The 18,510-nt window shown below is 64.0% G+C and carries 17 protein-coding genes; 8 read left to right on the top strand and 9 right to left on the bottom strand.

What is annotated here, in order from left to right; translation table 11 throughout:
* Positions 1–158 precede the first annotated feature (158 nt).
* From dapA to I6L39_RS03570, 3 genes are all read left to right on the top strand, one after another.
* On the top strand, positions 159–1,031 hold the full coding sequence (gene dapA, locus I6L39_RS03580; protein WP_216991051.1) for a 4-hydroxy-tetrahydrodipicolinate synthase: 873 nt from the start codon (positions 159–161) through the stop codon (positions 1,029–1,031).
* A gap of 95 nt (positions 1,032–1,126) precedes the next feature.
* Positions 1,127–2,767, top strand: coding sequence for a diguanylate cyclase (locus I6L39_RS03575; protein WP_216991050.1), 1,641 nt, complete (start codon positions 1,127–1,129; stop codon positions 2,765–2,767).
* Between the two features lie 130 nt (positions 2,768–2,897).
* Positions 2,898–3,488 carry an HAD family phosphatase gene (locus tag I6L39_RS03570; protein ID WP_216991049.1) on the top strand — a complete coding sequence of 197 codons (591 nt, stop codon included), beginning with the start codon at positions 2,898–2,900 and terminating at the stop codon, positions 3,486–3,488.
* Positions 3,489–3,626: 138 nt separating this feature from the next.
* On the opposite strand, the gene hfq is transcribed toward I6L39_RS03570, so the two are convergent.
* Positions 3,627–3,986, bottom strand: coding sequence for an RNA chaperone Hfq (gene hfq, locus I6L39_RS03565; protein WP_033128946.1), 360 nt, complete (start codon positions 3,984–3,986; stop codon positions 3,627–3,629).
* Positions 3,987–4,163: 177 nt separating this feature from the next.
* Here hfq and I6L39_RS03560 point away from each other — a divergent pair, with 177 nt between their 5' ends.
* Genes I6L39_RS03560 through I6L39_RS03550 form a run of 3 tightly spaced genes read left to right on the top strand, consistent with a single transcriptional unit; the run spans position 4,164 to position 7,640 of the window.
* Positions 4,164–5,435, top strand: coding sequence for a paraquat-inducible protein A (locus I6L39_RS03560; RefSeq protein WP_209793988.1), 1,272 nt, complete (start codon positions 4,164–4,166; stop codon positions 5,433–5,435).
* Positions 5,428–7,077 (top strand): intermembrane transport protein PqiB, encoded by a 1,650-nt coding sequence (gene pqiB / locus I6L39_RS03555; RefSeq protein WP_216991048.1) that lies wholly within the window; start codon positions 5,428–5,430, stop codon positions 7,075–7,077. The genes I6L39_RS03560 and pqiB overlap by 8 nt, the downstream gene beginning before the upstream one ends.
* Positions 7,074–7,640: a membrane integrity-associated transporter subunit PqiC gene (locus I6L39_RS03550; protein WP_216991047.1), complete on the top strand. Its 567-nt coding sequence runs from the start codon at positions 7,074–7,076 to the stop codon at positions 7,638–7,640. Before pqiB ends, I6L39_RS03550 begins: the two co-directional genes overlap by 4 nt.
* 66 nt (positions 7,641–7,706) lie before the next feature.
* Here I6L39_RS03550 and ompA read toward each other — a convergent pair whose 3' ends face one another.
* On the bottom strand, positions 7,707–8,738 hold the full coding sequence (gene ompA / locus I6L39_RS03545) for a porin OmpA (RefSeq protein WP_042075948.1): 1,032 nt from the start codon (positions 8,736–8,738) through the stop codon (positions 7,707–7,709).
* A 289-nt stretch (positions 8,739–9,027) separates the two neighbouring features.
* Entirely contained in the window at positions 9,028–10,035 is a 1,008-nt protein-coding gene (locus I6L39_RS03540) for an SGNH/GDSL hydrolase family protein (RefSeq protein WP_216991046.1), read from the bottom strand.
* 235 nt (positions 10,036–10,270) lie between these two features.
* Between I6L39_RS03540 and I6L39_RS03535 the strand changes: the two genes are divergently transcribed.
* Positions 10,271–10,651, top strand: coding sequence for a YgiW/YdeI family stress tolerance OB fold protein (locus I6L39_RS03535; RefSeq protein WP_216991045.1), 381 nt, complete (start codon positions 10,271–10,273; stop codon positions 10,649–10,651).
* 59 nt (positions 10,652–10,710) lie between these two features.
* Here the strand turns inward: I6L39_RS03535 and mltC are convergent, their stop codons facing one another.
* From mltC to I6L39_RS03510, 5 genes are all read right to left on the bottom strand, one after another.
* The gene (gene mltC / locus I6L39_RS03530; protein ID WP_042075942.1) at positions 10,711–11,814 is read right to left on the bottom strand and encodes a membrane-bound lytic murein transglycosylase MltC; all 1,104 of its coding nucleotides are present in this window, start codon (positions 11,812–11,814) and stop codon (positions 10,711–10,713) included.
* Between the two features lie 84 nt (positions 11,815–11,898).
* Positions 11,899–12,171, bottom strand: coding sequence for an oxidative damage protection protein (locus tag I6L39_RS03525; RefSeq protein WP_010675742.1), 273 nt, complete (start codon positions 12,169–12,171; stop codon positions 11,899–11,901).
* The gene (gene mutY, locus I6L39_RS03520) at positions 12,168–13,253 is read right to left on the bottom strand and encodes an A/G-specific adenine glycosylase (protein WP_216991044.1); all 1,086 of its coding nucleotides are present in this window, start codon (positions 13,251–13,253) and stop codon (positions 12,168–12,170) included. Before mutY ends, I6L39_RS03525 begins: the two co-directional genes overlap by 4 nt.
* A gap of 86 nt (positions 13,254–13,339) precedes the next feature.
* Positions 13,340–14,023 carry a GspB family T2SS assembly factor variant ExeB gene (exeB, locus tag I6L39_RS03515; RefSeq protein ID WP_216991043.1) on the bottom strand — a complete coding sequence of 228 codons (684 nt, stop codon included), beginning with the start codon at positions 14,021–14,023 and terminating at the stop codon, positions 13,340–13,342.
* On the bottom strand, positions 14,023–15,666 hold the full coding sequence (locus I6L39_RS03510) for an ExeA family protein (protein WP_042075936.1): 1,644 nt from the start codon (positions 15,664–15,666) through the stop codon (positions 14,023–14,025). The genes exeB and I6L39_RS03510 overlap by 1 nt, the downstream gene beginning before the upstream one ends.
* Positions 15,667–15,895: 229 nt before the next feature.
* Here I6L39_RS03510 and I6L39_RS03505 point away from each other — a divergent pair, with 229 nt between their 5' ends.
* The gene (locus tag I6L39_RS03505) at positions 15,896–17,134 is read left to right on the top strand and encodes a multifunctional CCA addition/repair protein (RefSeq protein ID WP_042075934.1); all 1,239 of its coding nucleotides are present in this window, start codon (positions 15,896–15,898) and stop codon (positions 17,132–17,134) included.
* Between the two features lie 110 nt (positions 17,135–17,244).
* On the opposite strand, the gene I6L39_RS03500 is transcribed toward I6L39_RS03505, so the two are convergent.
* Positions 17,245–18,510 carry an inorganic phosphate transporter gene (locus tag I6L39_RS03500; RefSeq protein WP_209793997.1) on the bottom strand — a complete coding sequence of 422 codons (1,266 nt, stop codon included), beginning with the start codon at positions 18,508–18,510 and terminating at the stop codon, positions 17,245–17,247.

The raw sequence follows: 18,510 nt of genomic DNA, 5'->3' as shown, positions 1-18,510 counted from the left end.
CATGCGTATCGAAACGAAAGCACAAACACAGCCTGACATTCGGGCCTGCTGGCGTGCGCGCGTAACCTCTCATCCCTGAGACGATTCAAGCCCCGGTAGCGACCCCCGTACCGGGGCTTTTTATTGACCATTTCATCTGTGTAGGAGAAGGAAATCCCATGTTTCAAGGTTCGATAGTCGCCCTGATCACCCCATTCCGACAGGGCCAGCTGGACGAGGCCGCACTGACTCGCTTGGTGGAGTGGCACATAGCGCAGGGGACCCATGGCATAGTGCCGGTCGGCACCACGGGGGAGAGCCCGACCCTGACCCACGACGAGCACTGCCGGGTGGTGGAGCTGGTGGTCAAGCTGGTGGCAGGGCGCATTCCCGTCATCGCAGGGGCCGGGTCCAACAACCCGGTCGAGGCCATCGAGTACACCCGCTACGCCGAGCAGGCCGGGGCGGATGCCACCCTGCACGTGGCGGGTTACTACAACCGCCCGAATCAGGAGGGGCTCTACCACCACTTCAAGGCGGTGCATGATGCCACCACCAAGCCCATCATCGTCTACAACATCCCGCCGCGGGCCATCGTCGACGTGCAGCCGGCGACCCTGGCGCGCCTGGCCGAACTGCCGCGCATCGCCGGGGTGAAGGACGCCACCGGCGATCTGGCCCGCCCCTGGGTTGAGCGCCAGCTCATCAAGAAGCCGTTCGCCTGGCTCTCCGGCGAAGATGCCACCGCCGTGGCCTACAACATAGGTGGCGGCCAAGGCTGCATCTCGGTGACCGCCAACGTGGCCCCCAAGCTGGTGGCCGAGGTGCAGAACCTGACCCTGGCCGGCGAGTGGCAGGCCGCCCGGGAGCTGCAGGACAGGCTGATCCCGCTGCACCAGGCCATGTTCGCCGAGCCGAGCCCGGCGGGCGCCAAGTACGCAGTCTCCCTGCTCGGGTTCTGCAGCGAAGAGTGCCGTCTGCCGGTGATGCCGTTGTCGGAAGCTACCCGCGAGCGGATCCGCGCCGCCATGCAGGCATTGGATCTGTTGTAAAAACTGGGCTCTGGATCTCGCTTTTGATCGCCCGGTCAATGAATGACCGGGCTTTGTCGATATACTCGCTTGGATACAATCAAGGATGAGTCGGCATGGAAGAATGGGATCCCGAGCACTTCACCAGTTTTGAACACCTCTGTGAAGTGACGCTGTCTGCGGTCAGAGAAAAGACCGAGGCCGAACAGATCTATCTGTGGTTGCGGGCACCGACGCCCCAGCTCTATCACTATCGTCCCGAGCAAGGGCTGCTCTGCCTGAACGCCGACCTCCTTGGCTCCCTCGAGCTGCCCATGCTCTTCATCGCACGTTCCCTCGAACTCGGTCAGTTGCTGGTGGAACCGATCGCGCCTACCCATGCCATCTGGGAGAGCGTCGAGCCGGAGATACCACGCCTGCGTGCCTGCTTCCCCCTCAAGCGTCACAAGGGGCTGGAGGCCGTGGTCTATCTGGAGACCCGGCGTCGCCTCGATCGCCTGCCCAGGCGCCAGCAACAGAGCATCCAGCTGCTGATGCACTACCTCGCCGCCGAGCTGGAGAGCCGGCGACTCGCGGGCCAGGTGGATCTGGAGCGGGATCAGCGGCTCCATACCCAGGCCGATCTCGTGCGCAGCCAGGCCCTGCAGGACTCCTTCCTCAGCATGTTGCAGGCGTTGCACCAGGTGGGCGTCAAGCTCGCCCGCTGCGACAGCGAGGATCGCCTGCTGCACGACGCCGTGGCGCTGGCCCGCCAGGACCTGCAATTCGACCGCGTCGCCATCTTCCTGACGGATGGCGACGTCAAGACCATGCACGGCACCTGGGGCACCAACGAGGCGGGGGAGCTCATCGACGAGCGCCACTTCATCAGCCCCATACCGGATCACCCCATGGTGCAGGAGGCGCTGCGGCGCAAGGACTATGTGCTGGTGCTGGAGGACACGCCGCTCTACTACGAGAAGCAGGAGGTGGGGCGCGGCTGGAATGCCATGGTCTCCCTGTGGGACGGGAGCACACCCATGGGCTGGATCGCCGCCGACAACCTGCTCTGGCGCCGCCCGCTCAAGGCGTATCAGAGCGAGATCTTCAAGCAGTATGCGGCCATGCTCTCCCAACTGTTGATCCGCCAGCGCACCCAGTCGGCGCTCGAGCGCTTCAACCGCGAGCTGGAGCAGCGGGTGCAGGAGCGGACCCGGCAGCTGGCCGACACCAATCGGGCGCTGGAAGAGGCCAATCGCCGCCTCTCCCTGCTGTCGCTGGAGGATCCCCTGACCGGGATCGCCAACCGCCGCCAGTGGGACATCACCATGGAGCGGGAGTGGGAGCGGGCGCGCCGCCATCAGGGGGTCTTGGCGGTGCTGATGATCGACGTGGACGAGTTCAAGTCCTACAACGATCACTTCGGCCACGGCAAGGGGGATCAGTGCCTGCAACGGGTTGCGGCCCTGCTGCAGGAGACGGAGCGGCGGCGCACCAACCTGGTGGCCCGCTATGGCGGGGAGGAGTTCGTGATCCTGCTGTGTGCCCCGCAACCCGGGGAGGCGGAGCGGCTGGCGGAGCAGATCCACCAGGGGCTGGAAGCGTTGCAGATCCCCCATCCGGCCTCCCGGGTGGCACAGCGGCTCACGGTCAGCATCGGCTTCAGCTACCTCGTCCCTTCGGCGGACAAGGGGTGGCAAACCCTGACCGAGCAGGCGGATCAGGCGCTTTATCACGCCAAGTCCCAAGGGCGGGCCTGCACCCTGGCTTACCGCTGAGGCTTCTGTCTCCGACGCAGCCGATCGGGATTAATGTGGAGGCAAGCGTTTCTCGCCATCCGGCACATGGCGATGCGTCCCAGCTCTGGCTAGAATGGGGGCCCATTTTCACAGAGACAGACCCTGCACCATGACCCTATCCGGATTTCAAGGCCTGGTTTTCGACCTCGACGGCACCCTGGTGGACTCCATGCCGTTGCACCTGGCCGCCTGGGAGCACACCGCCCGCGAGTTTGGTTTTCGGTTCGATGCCGACTGGTTTTATGAACTGGGGGGCATGCCCAGCCGCAAGATAGCCCTGCTGGTGGCCGAGGTGCAGCAGATCGCGCTGGATCCCCTGGTGGTGACCCGCTGCAAGACGGAGCACTACGTCGCCAACCTGCACAAGGCGACCCCCTTCCCGGCCATGCTGGATCTGGTGGAACGCTATCACGGCCTGATCCCCATGGGGATAGGGACCGGTTCCCCCCGCGTCAATGCCGAGGCGGTGCTGCGCAATACCGGGCTGGATCGCTACTTCCCCGTAGTGGTCACCGCCGATGACGTCGAGCTGCACAAACCTCATCCGGATACCTTCCTGCTGGTGGCGCACCGTTTGGGGGTGGAGCCTGGCCAGTGCCTGGTGTTCGAGGATACGGGCATAGGGGCACAGGCCGGTCGGGCCGCGGGCATGCAGGTCTGCATGGTCAGAGAGGGAAAACCGGTCGGGTTGACTTACTGAGCCGGGCGTATCGGTCGGGAGCGTCTAAGCCAAAGAGAAGACCCACTCTCATACGGGACAGGCAAAACATGAGAGTGGGGATCGGCAGGTGTCACCGGCTGACGCAGCAACACCCTCGGGGTGAGGGAAGGGCGAGCCTTACTGCTCGCTGCTGCCACCCTGATTGTCGTCGTAACGGCCAGGTGCGCCGTGGGGACGCGGAGCCATGGAGACGCGCGGCTTGCGGGCGCGCTGGATGCTGACGGCGGGACGACCCGAGTGCATGGCGATGGTGGAGATCTTGGCCTTGTAAACCAGCTGCTGGTTGCCGTGGGCGTCGGTCAGCAGCACGCTGTACTGGTCGAAGCCGCTGATGGTCCCCTCCAGTTTGATGCCGCTCACCAGGAAGATGGCGACCTGACTGCGGTTCTTGCGCAGCCAGTTGAGGGCAGAATCTTGCCCGTTCCCGAGGGAGAAGGCCTGCTCAATGGTGGAGTAGCTGGGGGATTCAGTTGTCATAAATTATTGTCCCGCGGAAAAAAAGTGGCGTTTGATTGTGCTAAATGGCCACTGCCTTGTCAAAGTCATTCTCACCCCCTGCCCGGATGGTGCAACGACAGGGCTGGTGGGCACGGGCCGCTGCTGTAATAATTGGCGGCTCTGGCCCCGTGGCGGGCCTCATGCTGGGGTCTTATCTTGCATCCGGTTTCACACCAACATCCAACCATCTATACCCATGACGCGACGGCATGCGAAGAGTGTGATCTGCTGGTGCCCGCGACACCGCTTGCGGTGGGGGAGGCGAGCGACTGTCCCCGCTGCGGCCATGTCCTGAGCCGGCACCTGCCGGAGCAGGAGCGCAAGCCCATCGCCTATGGTTTCGCCGCCCTGATCATGTTTGCGTTCTCCAACGTCTTCACCTTCATGTCGTTTTCTTCCCACGGGGTGGGGCAGGAGATGACCTTCCTGCAGTGCATCACCACCCTGGTGGATCAGGGCTACCTGTTTCTGGGGGCCGTGCTGAGTCTGACCCTGATCGGCCTGCCGCTGGTCTATATCGGCTCCATCATGCTGGTGCTGTGGCGCCTCGACAAGGATCTGCACAGCAATGCCCTGCGCTCCCTCGGCCGCCTGCTGTGCCGGATCAAGCCCTGGCTGATGGTGGATGTCTTCCTCATCGGGGTGCTCATCTCCCTGGTCAAGCTGATGGGCATGGCCGACATCAAGATGGGGCTGTCGTTCTGGGCCTTCGTCGGCTACACCCTGCTGCTCATCAAGATGATCTCCTCCCTGGATCGGATGTGGCTGTGGCAGCGGCTGTTCGGGCCGACCGCCGCCAGAGAGGTGGATCCCGAGGCCAGCGCCCTGTCCTGCGGGCTGGTGGGCTGCCACATCTGCGGTGCCCTGAACGAGGGGGATGCCCACAGTTGCGCACGCTGCGGCGATCATCTGCACAGCCGCAAGCCGGGCGGCCTGAATCGCACCTGGGCACTGCTCATCACCTCGGTGATCCTCTATGTTCCCGCCAACCTCTATCCCATCATGGACACCGTGTTCCTGGGGGATGACAGCCCCTCGACCATCATGGGGGGCGTGGTGCTGCTGTGGGCCATGGGCTCCTACCCCATCGCCGCCGTCATCTTCTTTGCCAGCGTGGTGGTCCCCCTGGTGAAGATACTGGCGCTGCTGTGGCTCTGCTACGTGGTGCAGCGCGGCCAGGGGGCCTCGCCGCTGCGCAAGCTCAAGCTCTATCGCATGACCGAATTTGTGGGGCGCTGGTCGATGATCGACGTCTTCGTGGTGGCCATACTGGCCGGCCTCATCCGGCTGGACAATCTGATGACCATCTATCCTGGCCCCGCGGCCGTCGCTTTTGCCGGGGTCGTGCTGATCACCATGGTGGCCGCCATGAGTTTCGATTCCCGCCTGATCTGGGATTTACAACAAGGAGAACGCGAACGTGAGTGAGCGTAAGACGAGGTGGAAACCGGGCTCTGATTTCATGAGCTCGGCCGCCGCTATCTGGATGGTGCCGCTGCTGGCGCTGTTCATCGGAGCCTGGATGCTGTTCCAGCACTGGTATTCCCAGGGCCCCAGCTTCACCCTGACCGTGGCCACCGCCGAGGGCATAGTCGCGGGCAAGACGGTGATCCGCTCCCGGGAGGTGGAGGTGGGTCGCATCGAGACGGTGGAGCTCAGCGAAGACTACAGCCACGCGGTGCTCAAGGCGCGGTTGACCAATGCCGCCGCCGGCATGCTGAAGAAGGACAGCCAGTTCTGGGTGGTCAAGCCCAGGGTCGGGCGTGAGGGCGTCTCGGGCCTGGGCACTTTGCTCTCCGGGGCCTATATCGAGCTATCTCCCGGCAAGAAAGGCCGGGCCCGCAGCGAATACGCCATGCTGGACAGACCGCCCCTGGCTTCCCTGGATGCAAAGGGGCTGCGCCTCTCCCTGTCCAGTCGCGACGCGAATGCGCTGGGGGTGGGGTCTCCCATCAGCTACCAGGGGTTCACCATAGGCCAGGTGGAGGAGGCCAACTTCCTGCCCGAGAAGAGCGAGATGGAGTACAAGCTCTTCATCAACGCCCCCTACGACATCCTGGTGAGCAGCAACTCCCGCTTCTGGCTGACTCCGGGCTTCGAGGTCTCCATGAGCAGCGAGGGGATGAAGGTCAAGATGGATTCGCTCGAGAGCCTGATCAACGGCGGCATCACCATGGGGCTGCCCCCCGGCTGGCTGCCGGGTGAACCGGTCAAGCAGAACGAGGAGTTTGTGCTGTTCAAGGACGAGGCGAGCGTGCTGGCCGGTAGCCTGGATCAGTTCATCGAATACGTCTTCCTGTTCGAGGACAGCGTGGGTGGCTTGCACCCAGGGGCGGCGGTGGAATATCGCGGCATCCGGGTCGGTACCGTCATCTCGGCGCCCTACCCCATTGATGACAAAGCCGCGCAGATGTTCCAGAGCCGGCAGATCCCGGTGCTGGCGCGCATCGAGGTGCAGCGAATTTCTCATCGCTACGCCAATGCGGAAAAAGAGCAATGGAGAACTCTCTTTGGCAAGCAGTTCAAGGAGGGGCTGAGGGCCAGCCTCAAGACCTCCAGCCTGCTGACCGGGGGCAAGGTGGTGGATCTGAACTTCTATCCGGATGCCCCCGCCTACCACCCCATTAAGCTGGCGGGCTACCAGGTCTTCCCGACCGTGCAGGCGGGGCTGGATCAGATCGAGCGCAAGGTGAATCAGATCCTCGACAAGTTTGTCGACATGGATATGGCGACCACCCTCACACAAGTCAACAGCACCCTGGCGACCCTGGACAAGACACTCAAGCACATCAGGGCTGTGAGCGCGAATCTGGAGCAGTTCACCGGCCAGCCATCGACCCAGCAACTGCCAACGTCCCTCAACCAGAGCCTCAAGCAGTTGCAGGAGACGCTGCAGACCTATGATGCCGGCTCCCAGACCAATCAGGAGCTGCGTCAGTCTGTGCAGTCCCTCAACCAGCTGATGAGCGAGTTGCAACCCCTGGTGCATTCGTTGAACGAGCAGCCGAGTTCGCTGATCTTCGACAGATCCCGCCCCAGGGATCCTGAGCCCAAGCGAGGAACACAATGAAAAAACGGATGATGGCCCTGGCCTTGCTGGGCCTGCTGGCGGGGTGCAGCGCCGCCCCGACGCTGCATTACTATTCCCTCGATGCCGACAGCCCGCAGCCGGCCGGCGTCATGGCGCAGCCGCAGCACCAGTTGGTGCTGCGGCCCGTGGCCCTCTCCGGCCAGCTCGACCGGATGAGCCTGGTCTACCAGCTGGAAGGCAATGAGCTGCACTTCGCCGAGTACCATCGCTGGGCGGGCTCCCTCGATGCCCAGTTGAACCAGCTGACCCTCAACGGCCTTTCCAGCCGCTTGCCGGGCTGGGTGGTGCGTCAGGACGGGGCCCGCAAGGGGCCTGTGCTGACCATCTCGGTCGAGCACTTCCAGGGACGGCACGATGGCCGGGCCCTGCTGAGCGGCCGCTGGCGCCTGCTGACGGAGGAGGGGATCGTGCTGCGGGACGTGCCCTTCCAGCAGGAGCACGTCCTGCCGGCCGATGGCTATGGGGCCCTGGTCGACGCGCTGGGACAGGGCTGGCAGCAACTGCTCGATCAGATAGCGGCGGAAGTGCGCAAGACCAGCTGAGAAGTTGGCATGAAAAACGGGAGGCCTTGGCCTCCCGTCTTGTCATGGGCTGTAGAGCCGACGAGGTTACTGCTGCACCTCGGAGACCCCTTGTACCTTGACCTCCACCCGGCGATCCGGGGCCAGGCAGACGATCAGCTCACGCTTGGACTTGCTGGTGCAGCTGTCGCCCGTGACGGGGGAGTTCTTGCCCTGCCCCTCCACATTGACCTTGCCGGCAGGCAGCCCCTTGCCAATCAGGTAATCGGCAACGGTCTGGGCGCGCTGCTCGGAGAGCTTCTGGTTGTAGGCATCGGAACCGATGCGGTCGGTATAGCCGATGACGGTGGCCGAGCCATCCTTGGGTCTGGCTTCCTCGATCTGGCTGTAGAGGGTATCCAGTGCCTGGCCGGCTTCCGGCTTGAGGGTGGCCTTGTTGAAGTCAAACAGCACGTCCGAACTCAGGGTGAACTGCTTGTCGACCACCACGGGCTCGGGGGCCGGAGCCGGGGCGGGGGCCGGCACGACTGGGGCGACCTGGCCGAAGCGATAGACGGCGGCCAGGGAGAGCAGGCCGTTGTCCATGCGCAGACCGGTATCTTCCCGGCTGCCGTACGGGGTGCTGTACTGGTATTCGAGGCGGGCTGCCCAGTCCAGATTCAGGGCGTATTCTGCGCCCAGCGCACCGACGAAGACAGCGCGGCTGTCGTTGTCCAGCTCATCGCTGCTGGTCCAGCCGTAACCGCCACCGAGGCGACCGTAGAGATCCAGGTTGTCCGCCACCGGGAAGCCGAGCTTCAGGGTCAGTTGGGCCAGTTGGGCCTCGACAGAGTCATTGAAGGCTGCGGCATTGCGGGTACCGCTGTACTTGAGCTTGCCCAGGTAGTCGTAACCGAGCTCGATCCCCAGGTTCTGGTTGATCTGGTAACCGGCGAAGGCGCCGGCACCGACTTCGTCGTCGTCTTTGTCGGTGGTGGCGATGGTGTTGCTCTCATCGACACCGTAGAAGTTGGACCAACCCAGCTTGGCACCGCCATACCAGGTGTTGTCTTGTCCGGCAGCCTGGGCATTGGCCGCAAGCAGGCCTGAAACCAGCAAGGTAATCAGTGTTTTGTTCATAGATGCCTCTGCAATCTTGTTGGTGGGGAGGACGGATCCGTGTCGCCTCGCCTCATGGGTTGGGCCAGCGTTCAGCCACAACATGTTTAAACGTAGCTCGTTTTCTTTTATCTACAAGCAACTGATATAAAACATATTGTGATAACTATGCCCATCATAGGGGAGTCCGGGGAGAGAGGGGGTAGTATGAATCCGAATTGTGACGGGTGTCATATGGGGTGTTCATTAAACACTCGATGAAGGGATCAAAACAGGCCGACGGACGTCGGCCTGCTGCATAAGAGGAGCATCACCGGGGGATGAACTCGTACTCCTGCTCGATGAAGGCGGCGGCCCGCTCGCTCAGGGCGGCGTGCACCACTGTGGTGGGGTGGACCTGGTCCCAGAACATCTTGCCCTCGCAGTTCAGCTCACCCGCACTGCGGCGCGCCATGGGGGAGGCAACGGACTGGGCCAGCAGGGGGTTGCCGGCGATGGCGAGGCGCTCCTGCGCGCTGAAGGGGGCCAGTCGGCTGTCGGTGGTGGCGCTGCGGGAAGAGAATGGTTTCCACACGTAGCCGCCGCCATAGCAGGCGTTCTCGGTGTCGCTCAGGCCGAAGTTCTGCGGCTCGCGCAGCATCTCGGCGAACTGCTTGTCGATCTCGAACAGCTTCACCATGCCGGTGGGCGCCAACTGGCGAGCCAGGTTCAGCAACAGCTGGTTGTGGTAGGCCGAGACATGGCTGGCCGCCTCCACCACCTTCTGGCTGCGGGCCGAGGGGTTCTGGCCGAGATCCGGCAGGTTGAACAGCAGTATCTGCTTGGCGTCACCCAGCACCATGCGGTTGGCCGCGTCACTGATGGCGTCGCGCACTCGCCTGGCATCCTGCTCGGTGTTCCAGCCATAGGCCAGGTAGTCGTTGGCGCCGACCCAGAGGATCACCAGATCGTCCGGCTTGAAGCTGTCCTTCTCCAGGAACTGGGTGATCTCGTAGTCCAGGTTGTTGATCACCTGGTACTTGGGATTCCAGGAGATCTTGTTGTAGGCCACGGCGGTGGCTCCCCCCTCCGCTTCGTTGGCGATGGTCAGCCCGGGAAACTGCTGGGTCAGCTGCTCCAGCCAGACGGGGCCGTTGGAGAAGCGGCCCCGATAATAGGGCGGGCTGGAGGGGAGGTAACCCCGCATCTTGCCGTACATCTTGCCGGTATCGGAGAGGCTGTCGCCGAACATCACGATGCGGGAGAAGGGGGGACGTGTCTCGGTGGCCTGGGCCGTCAGCGCGACTAGCCCCAATAAACACAGAAGCCATTTGTTCATCTGGGTATTCTCATGGGTTGAAGGCAGGCGAGGCCTGCGGGCTGTTCCTCGATGGCCGCGGGCTGGGAACCCGCTTGGCCAGGCAGGAAGCTATCCATTCGAATACATGTTTGCAGCCGCTTCGGGCCATTAAAGCGATTGCGGTCACATCGCCCCCCCTGGATGGGGAGGCTTCACGTTTGTTTCACGCACAGCCGGGCAAGATGCCTGCATACCCCAATGACAGGAGCATGAAATGAACAAAGCAAAGGCAATCGCCCTGGTGGCACTGATGTCAGTCTCTTCCTTCGCCATGGCGGCCTACACAGGTCCCAAGGAGCAGAACAAGGTTTCGGTCGCCCAGTTGAAAGACGTGGCCGATGACCAGTGGGTGACCCTGGAAGGCAAGCTGGTCAAGCATCTTGGCGGTGAAAACTACATGTTCCGCGATGACAGCGGCGAAGTGGAAGTAGAAGTGGACGGGGATGTGTGGCGCGGCACCGAAGTGGGTCCGGACGATCTGATCCGCGTGCGCGGCGAGGTGGACCACAGCTGGAACAAGACCGAGGTCGAGGTGGAGCACCTGGAGAAGGTGGGGGCGGCTCTCCAGAGCAAGGGCGGCTTTATCGCCAAGTGAGGGACAAACAGTCAGCAGAAAGAGGGGCGCTATCAGCGCCCCTCTTTCTTTGGACGTCGTCAGCCGGCCCGACTGGCGACGGTTCGCTTGAACCCCTTCTCGGCCTGGTTGACCTTGTAGAGGTAGCGGCGCGCCTCCGCCTTGGGATGCTGCTCGGTCAGCACCTGATAGACTGCCTCGGGGGAGAGCCGGTTGATCATGTCCGGAGCGGCCTTGCGGTTGCTGGAGAAGGTGTTGAGCACCCCGCCGGCACCGCCGTTGTAGGCGGAGATCACCGCATAGCGGCGGGACTGGGGATCCTGGATGTCCGCCAGATAGACGGTCTGCAGCAGGTGCAGATAGGCGGTCCCCACGTCGATGTTGTAGGCCGGGTTGAACAGATCTTCCCGGGTCGGCTGTCCGTTCTTCCCCTTGACCCGCACATAGACATCCCGCCCGGCGGTGGCCGGTATCACCTGCATCAGGCCATAGGCGTTCGCATGGCTGACCGCATAGGGGTTGAAGCTGCTCTCCGTCTTGATCACCGCATAGATCAGGCTCTCGGCGACCCCATACTTGCGGGAGGCGTCACGGATGATGCTGGCGTACTTGTAGCCCCGCCTGTCCTCGTGGTTCGCCACCATGGGGATGTCGATGAAGAAGATGTTGCGGATCCCCAGGGTGCGCTTCTTCATCGCCGTGTCGAGCAGGTAGTCGGCATAGCGCTCCGCGCGCCAGCTGGAGCGGATCGGCTGCCCCTGGTTGTCCAGCACCTGGCCATAGAGGAAGGGCTCGCCCCCGGGCATGATCTCCCTGTCCGAATAGAGATCCACTTCCGCCGGATCGTCCGGGGTCAGCAGGGTCTCTATGATGGCACGGCGCAGGTGGGCACGGGGGTCTAGGCCGGAGACCGTCTCCACCATGATGCGACCACCCGAGAAGTCGATGTGGGCCCGGCTCTTGTACTGATCCGTGTACTTGACGTAGTCGAACTTGCCGGCGAACAGCGCCTCCCGCCCCCATATCTCGTTCACGTTGTGGGAGAGCGCACTGATCATGTGTTCAAAGCCGCGCACGTCCTTGCCGTTGACCAGATCATCATCGTCGCTCCCGCCGTTCTGGGGAGAGGATGAGCAGGCAGAGAGAAACAGCAGGGCGCACAGCAGCCCAAAAAATCGACCCATAAGATCCTCAAACCGGGCGGTGGGGCCGCCCGTCACTGATTGGCTCGAGCCAGGAGAGGTGCCACCGTTTGGCACACTCTCGGCTTACTGGCTGGGCGGGGTATAGCCGTCGATCTGGACTTCACCCGCGTCAAACAGATAGCTGACCATCTCTTTTTCCAGCAACTGGCGGTGCTCGAGGTTCATCATGTTCAGCTTCTTCTCGTTGATCAGCATCACCTGCTTCTTCTGCCACTCGGTCCAGGCTTCCTTGCTGATGTTGTCGAAGATCCGCTTGCCGAGTTCACCGGGGTAGAGTTGGAAATCGAGACCCGGCGCCTCTTTTTTCAGGCGCAGGCAGAATACGGTACGGCTCATGTTGACCTCTGTGGTTGCAAGTCGGGGTGTAAGTCCGGGTAGGCGAGCAGGCGGGCCGTGGCCGCCGCCAATCCCACCTCGGCAGGATGGCGTAAGTTATACCAGAGTCGGGAATCCGCTTCCATGAGCATGGGGGGCGGCGGCGCAGCCATTTCGATCAGCAAAGGGCGGATATCGAGGTGGAAGTGACTGAAAGTGTGGCGAAATCCAGCGAGCTCCCGATAGTCGGTGCCATCCAGCCCCAAGCCTTGCAGGCGCCCAGCCACCTCGGCGAGGGATTCCACCTGGGGGAAGCAGTAGAGCCCGCCCCAGATCCCCTGGGGGGGGCGCTTCTCCAGCAGCAGCTGATCCCCCTGGCGGATGATCAGCATGATGCCGCTGCGGGCCGGGATGCTCTTCTTCGGCTTGCTGTGGGGATAGGCGGTGGGGTTGCCCTGCGACAGCCCCTGGCAATCGTCCCGCACCGGGCAGCGTTCGCAGGCGGGCTTGCTGCGGGTGCAGACGGTGGCTCCCATGTCCATCATGGCCTGGTTGTACTGGGCCACCCCGACCCTGGGGGTGAGGCGGGTCGCCAGCTCCCACAGATCGTTCTCCACCTGTTTCTGACCGGGCCAGCCCGCCAGCGCCAGCCAGCGGGTGAGTACCCGCTTCACGTTGCCGTCCAGGATGGCGTGGGGCTGGCCCAGGGAGAGGGAGAGCACGGCCCCGGCGGTGGAGCGACCGATGCCGGGCAGCGCCATCACCTCCTCCAGCCGCTCCGGGAACAGGCCGCCGTGCCGATCGCGGATCTGCACGGCCGCCTTGTGCAGGTTGCGGGCGCGGGCGTAGTAGCCAAGCCCGGTCCAGTGGTGCAGCACCTCGTCGATGGGGGCATCCGCCAGTGCCAGCACATCGGGGAAGCGGGCCATAAAGCGCTGATAATACGGGATAACCGTGGCGACCTGGGTCTGTTGCAGCATGATCTCGGAGATCCAGACCCGGTAGGGGGTCTTGTCCTGCTGCCAGGGCAGGGTCTTGCGGCCGTGGATCTGGTACCAGTCCAGAATGCGGCCGGCGAAGGTGGTGTCGTTCGAATTACTCACATTGTGCTCATGTCATGGATGAAAAAGGGGAGCTCTCGGGCTCCCTCTGAATGGACAGTGGCGGGTGATCGGCCGGTTCGGCCGGACTAACCGCGCCAGTCCTGCAGCGCCTTGAGACTGGCGTACTGGCCGCCGACCTGCAGGACGATGTAATCCTGGGCGATGGCCGCCAGCAGTACGCCCGGGGCTATCTCGTTCCCCTCTCGCCACTCCCGTCCGTTGAGTACCACGGCCCGCTTGGCCGGGTCGGAGGAGTAGTTGTGGGCGCCGTAGGTCATCTGCGGTACCTGCTGCTGCAAGGCTGAGGGCAGGGCGCTGAGGGGGATGGCACTGGTCGGGACCTGGGCCTGCGGTGCCGTCTCTTCCACCAGCGGGGTGTTGTTGAGGGCGGCCATCAGGCGTTCGGCCAGGCTCTCGCCCTGGCTGGCGGTGGCGGTCGCCGGCGTCGCCGCGGCGGGCCTGGGGGCGACCACGGGCTCCGGCAGCGGCGGGGGCAACGGGCGGGTGATCATGGGCCTGGGTTCGACCCGCACGAAGGGCGGCGTCACCACCTCCTTGATCTCGACCTGCTGCTCTATGGGTTTGAGGTGATAGAGGTGCCAGCCATAGTTGGCACCCGCCCCCATCACCAGGGCAAGGGGGGCCAGCAGCCACCAGATCCAGCGGCGTCCGGGCTCCTCTTCCTGGCCCATGGGCAGGCCCATGAGCGGCATGTGGGGGGTGAACTGGGTTTGATCGGCCCGGCGCAGGGCCTTGAGCAGGGTAGACATCAGGAGGCCTCCTCCACCATGGGTTCCATGTCGTCGTCCGCCACGCTGTCGAGGTCGACCGGGGTATTGGCGCGCAGGGATTCATCCTCCAGCCTGGGCATGGGCTCCCCGGCCATCACGTTCAGGCGCAGCAGGGTATTGCTGCCGGCGATGCCGTCCGGGGTCAGCCCCTGCTCGCGCTGGAACTGCTGCAACTTGTTCTTGAGGGTGGCGTCGAAGCGGCTCACCTTGCGATCCGGCTGTTGCAGGGCTCGGCTCAGGGCGTTGTCCAGCCACTGGATCTGGGCCGGCGCGGCATTGCTGCCGATCAGGGTCAGATTGCCCCTGGGCATGCGCCAGAGCAGGGTGTAGCTGCCCCCCCAGGCGTCGGAGAGCCACTGTCTGTCCACCTGCCAGCTCTGGTTGCCGATGAGCAGGGAGGCCTTGTCCGCCCCCAGACCCACCAGGGTGGCGTAATAGAGGCCGCCCGTCTCGTCGGTCAGGCTGATGAGGGCCGGGTATTGCAGGGCCTGCAGCTGGGCCAGGGAGGCGTCCCCTTCCTGGCAGCGCAGGCCGGCGCGGGGGGCATTGTCGCAGGTCGCCTCCTCCAGCTCGGTCTGGTAGCCCCAGACCCTGTAGAGGTTCTGCATGGCCACGTCGGGTGAGATCGCCTGATTGATGGCGCGGGTCAGCTGCTCCAGCTGCTCCGGCGTGTCATCCACCTTGACCGGCACCTCCACCTTGACCAGGGGGCGGGCGGGGAAGACACCGAAGAACTGCCAGCCCCACCAGCCGGCGGCGACCAGCAGGGCGCCCGCCAGGGTCACGGTGAGGCTGGACTGCCAGCTCCCCTCGTCGCGAATGCCGCTCACCTCGAAGGCGGACTGGCTGATGTCGCCGTGCACTATCTTGTGGCTGCCGCGGGCGAAGGCGGCGATCAGGGCACGGTCGCAGATGAGGTTGATGAGGCGCGGAATGCCGCCGGAGAGGCGATGCAGGGTCTGGATGGCCCTGGGGGTGAAGATGGGCTGGACGCAGCCGGCCACCTGCAGCCGGAAGCGCACGTAGGCGTCCACGTCCTGGCAGGAGAGCGGCAGCAGGTGATAGCGGGCCGTGATGCGCTGGGCCAGCTGGCGCAGCAGCGGCTGGCGCAGCATCTGCTGCAGCTCGGGCTGGCCGATGAGCACCACCTGCAGCAGCTTCTTCTCGTCGGTCTCCAGGTTGGTGAGCAGTCGTAACTGCTCCAGCACGCCGGGCAGCAGATGCTGGGCTTCATCCACCAGTACCACGCTGCGCTTGCCCGCCGCCAGGTTGACCAGCAGATGGTCGCGAATGAGATCGAACAGCTGCTTGAGACTGGCTTCCTGCTCGTAAACGAGCTGGTATTCGTCGCAGATGGCCGCCAGCAGATCCCGCTCGGTCAGGGAGGGGTTGAGGATGTAGGCGATCTCGGTGTCGGCGGGCAACTGCTGCAGCAGGCAGCGGGAGACAGTGGTCTTGCCCGTGCCCACTTCTCCGGTGAGCAGCACGAAGCCCCCCCCGTCCTGCAACCCGTAGTTGAGATGGGCGAGGGCCTCTCCGTGGCGTTCGCTCATGTAGAGGTATTTGGGGTTGGGCGAGATGGAGAACGGGGGCTCCGACAGACCGAAGAACTGTGTGTACATAAGGATCCATTCCATTGTTATGGCGGCAGGTTAAAGCCTCCCCAGAGGGAAGTCAAAGACCCGGGCTCCATAAGAGGGGCTGGCTCGAACGGCGAGGGCCATTGTGCCCGGATGATGATGATCATGGACCATAACCTGAGGGCCCACCCCGGATTGGTGGAGGGGGCGTCATCGTCTCTGGCGGCCAAAAGCGGTATCATCGGGGCAGGTTTATCGAAGGAGAGTGCGCGTGCAGATTTATCTGGTCGGGGGGGCGGTCCGGGATCGCCTGTTGGGATTGCCGCAGGGAGACAGGGATCACCTGGTGGTCGGTGCTACCGTGCAGCAGATGCTGGCGCTGGGGTTCACCCAGGTTGGCCGCGACTTCCCGGTGTTTCTCCACCCCAGCACCCATCAGGAGTACGCCCTGGCGCGTACCGAGCGCAAGCAGGGGCGGGGCTATACCGGCTTCGTCTGTCACGCGGATCCCGAGGTGACGCTCGAGCAGGACTTGCTGCGCCGGGATCTCACCATCAACGCCATCGCCGAAGACGAGGGTGGGCAACTGCACGATCCCTATGGCGGCCTCGAGGACCTTGAGCGTCGCTTGCTGCGCCACGTCTCCCCGGCCTTTGCCGAGGATCCCCTGCGCATCCTGCGGGTGGCGCGCTTCGCGGCCCGCTTCCACGGCCAGGGCTTCGTGGTGGCCCCGGAGACGCTGGGGCTGATGAGGGAGATGACCGACGCCGGCGAGCTCGCCCACCTGACCCCGGAGCGGGTCTGGAAGGAGCTGGAGAAGGTGCTGCTGGGGCCGACCCCCCAGGTCTTCTTCGAGGTGCTGCGTGAATGTGGAGCCCTCAAGGCGCTCTTCCCCGAGCTGGAGGCCCTGTTCGGGGTGCCGGCCCCCGCCAGGTGGCATCCGGAGATCGACACCGGCATCCACACCATGATGGTGCTGGCACAGGCGTGCCGCCTCTCCCCCGAGCTGACCGTGCGTTTCGCCGCCCTGTGCCACGACTTCGGCAAGGGACTGACCCCGCCGGCGTTCTGGCCGAGCCACCACGGCCACGGACAGAAGGGGCTGCCGCTCATTCGCGACTTCTGCGAGCGCTTCCGGGTACCGAACGAGTGCCGTGATCTGGCCCTGCTGGTGAGCGATCTGCACACCCACATCCACATCGCCTTCGAGCTCAAGCCGGCGACCCTGCTGAAGGTGTTCGACAAGGCCGATGCCTGGCGCAGACCGGAGCGTTTCGCCCAGTTGCTGGATGCCTGCCGCGCCGACTTCCACGGTCGCACCGGTTTCGAGGAGAAGGTCTACAGCCAGCCGGACTACGTGGCCCAGGCGCTGGAGGCGGCCACGGCGGTGCCGGTGAAGGAGATAGTGGCGGCGGGCTTCAAGGGGGAGGCGATCCGCGAGCAGCTCGGCAAGCGACGGCTCGACGCCATCAGCCGGGTGCGCGACGAGTGGACCTTCATCGAAGAATAAGTGTCTGTGTCGGGGCGGTTGGCGCAGCGTCATCGACCGTTTGAGGCAAAAGAGAAGCGTAAAAAAGCCCGAGTCACTGACTCGGGCTTTTTGCTGTCGCCGGGAGGCGATTAGGAGAAGCAGGCCTGCAGCACATAGAAGATGGCGATGGCCAGGATGGCGCCGGCGGGCAGGGTGATCACCCAGGAGATCACGATATTGCGCAGCACACCCAGGTTCAGGGCGGCGATGCCGCGGGCCAGGCCTACCCCCATCACGGCACCCACCAGGGTCTGGGTGGTGGAGATGGGCAGGCCGGTCCCCGAGGCGATCACTACGGTGGCTGCGGTGGCCAGCTGGGCGGCGAAGCCGCGGCTCGGGGTCAGGTGGGTGATGCCGGTGCCGACGGTCGCCATCACCTTCTCGCCCATGGTGGCCAGACCGATGACGATGCCTATGCCGCCAAGGGGCAGGATCCACCAGGCGATGTGGCTGCTGCCGCTGATCTGGCCGGCGCTTTCCACGGTGGAGACCACGGCGGAGAGCGGACCTATGGCGTTGGCCACGTCGTTGGAGCCGTGGGCGAAGGCCATGGCGCAGGCGGTGATCACCATCAGGATGCCGAATACCTTCTCCACGTTGGCGAAGTGCATCTTGTTGTCATCCTGCGGGTTGTATTTCTGGCCGCGAATGTAGAACCAGCCGCCGATGGAGAGGGCCACCGAGATGGCGACGGAGAGCAGGATCCCCTCGCCATCGCTCAGGTGCAGGCCGACGTGGGTCAGACCCTTCTTGATGGTCACCAGGCAGATCACCAGCGCGGTCAGGAACATGTAGAAGGGAACATAGCGCTTGGCGTTGGCGAGCGGATTGTCGGTGTTGAAAATGAGCTTCTGCACGCTGATGAACATGAAGTAGGCGATGATGCCGGAGATGGCCGGGGTGACCACCCAGGAGCCGACGATGCCGCCAAACTTGCTCCACTGCACCGCTTCCGGACCTATGCTCACCACCCCGAAGCCGACGATGGCGCCGATGATGGAGTGGGTGGTGGAGACGGGCCAGCCGAAGTAGGAGGCCAGGATCAGCCAGGCGCCCGCCGCCAGCAGGGAGGCTATCATGCCGAGCACCAGCAGATCCGGGGTATCGGCGAAGGCGCTGGTGTCGATGATGCCGTTGCGGATGGTGGCGGTCACTTCACCACCGGCCAGGTAGGCGCCGGCGAACTCGAAGATCATGGCGATGATGATCGCCTGGCGTATGGTCAGGGATTTGGTGCCGACCGATGTGCCCATGGCGTTGGCGACGTCGTTCGCACCAATGCCCCAGGCCATCAAAAAGCCGAACAAGGCCGCCACGAGCACCAGGGTGGTGCCGTAATTCGCGATAATGTCCAT

Origin of the sequence: Aeromonas sp. FDAARGOS 1409 (genome assembly GCF_019048705.1) — a bacterium.
In the GTDB taxonomy this organism is placed as follows: Bacteria; Pseudomonadota; Gammaproteobacteria; order Enterobacterales; family Aeromonadaceae; genus Aeromonas; species Aeromonas sanarellii.
Note: the sequence above shows the minus strand (reverse complement) of the source record. Positions and strands in the feature narration are given on the sequence as shown.

Coding starts and splice junctions, on each gene's coding strand:
- dapA (WP_216991051.1), top strand. CDS start 159: ATGTTTCAAGGTTCGATAGTCGCCCTGATCACCCCATTCCGACAGGGC.
- I6L39_RS03575 (WP_216991050.1), top strand. CDS start 1,127: ATGGAAGAATGGGATCCCGAGCACTTCACCAGTTTTGAACACCTCTGT.
- I6L39_RS03570 (WP_216991049.1), top strand. CDS start 2,898: ATGACCCTATCCGGATTTCAAGGCCTGGTTTTCGACCTCGACGGCACC.
- hfq (WP_033128946.1), bottom strand. CDS start 3,986: ATGACAACTGAATCCCCCAGCTACTCCACCATTGAGCAGGCCTTCTCC.
- I6L39_RS03550 (WP_216991047.1), top strand. CDS start 7,074: ATGAAAAAACGGATGATGGCCCTGGCCTTGCTGGGCCTGCTGGCGGGG.
- ompA (WP_042075948.1), bottom strand. CDS start 8,738: ATGAACAAAACACTGATTACCTTGCTGGTTTCAGGCCTGCTTGCGGCC.
- I6L39_RS03540 (WP_216991046.1), bottom strand. CDS start 10,035: ATGAACAAATGGCTTCTGTGTTTATTGGGGCTAGTCGCGCTGACGGCC.
- I6L39_RS03535 (WP_216991045.1), top strand. CDS start 10,271: ATGAACAAAGCAAAGGCAATCGCCCTGGTGGCACTGATGTCAGTCTCT.
- mltC (WP_042075942.1), bottom strand. CDS start 11,814: ATGGGTCGATTTTTTGGGCTGCTGTGCGCCCTGCTGTTTCTCTCTGCC.
- I6L39_RS03525 (WP_010675742.1), bottom strand. CDS start 12,171: ATGAGCCGTACCGTATTCTGCCTGCGCCTGAAAAAAGAGGCGCCGGGT.
- exeB (WP_216991043.1), bottom strand. CDS start 14,023: ATGTCTACCCTGCTCAAGGCCCTGCGCCGGGCCGATCAAACCCAGTTC.
- I6L39_RS03510 (WP_042075936.1), bottom strand. CDS start 15,666: ATGTACACACAGTTCTTCGGTCTGTCGGAGCCCCCGTTCTCCATCTCG.
- I6L39_RS03500 (WP_209793997.1), bottom strand. CDS start 18,510: ATGGACATTATCGCGAATTACGGCACCACCCTGGTGCTCGTGGCGGCC.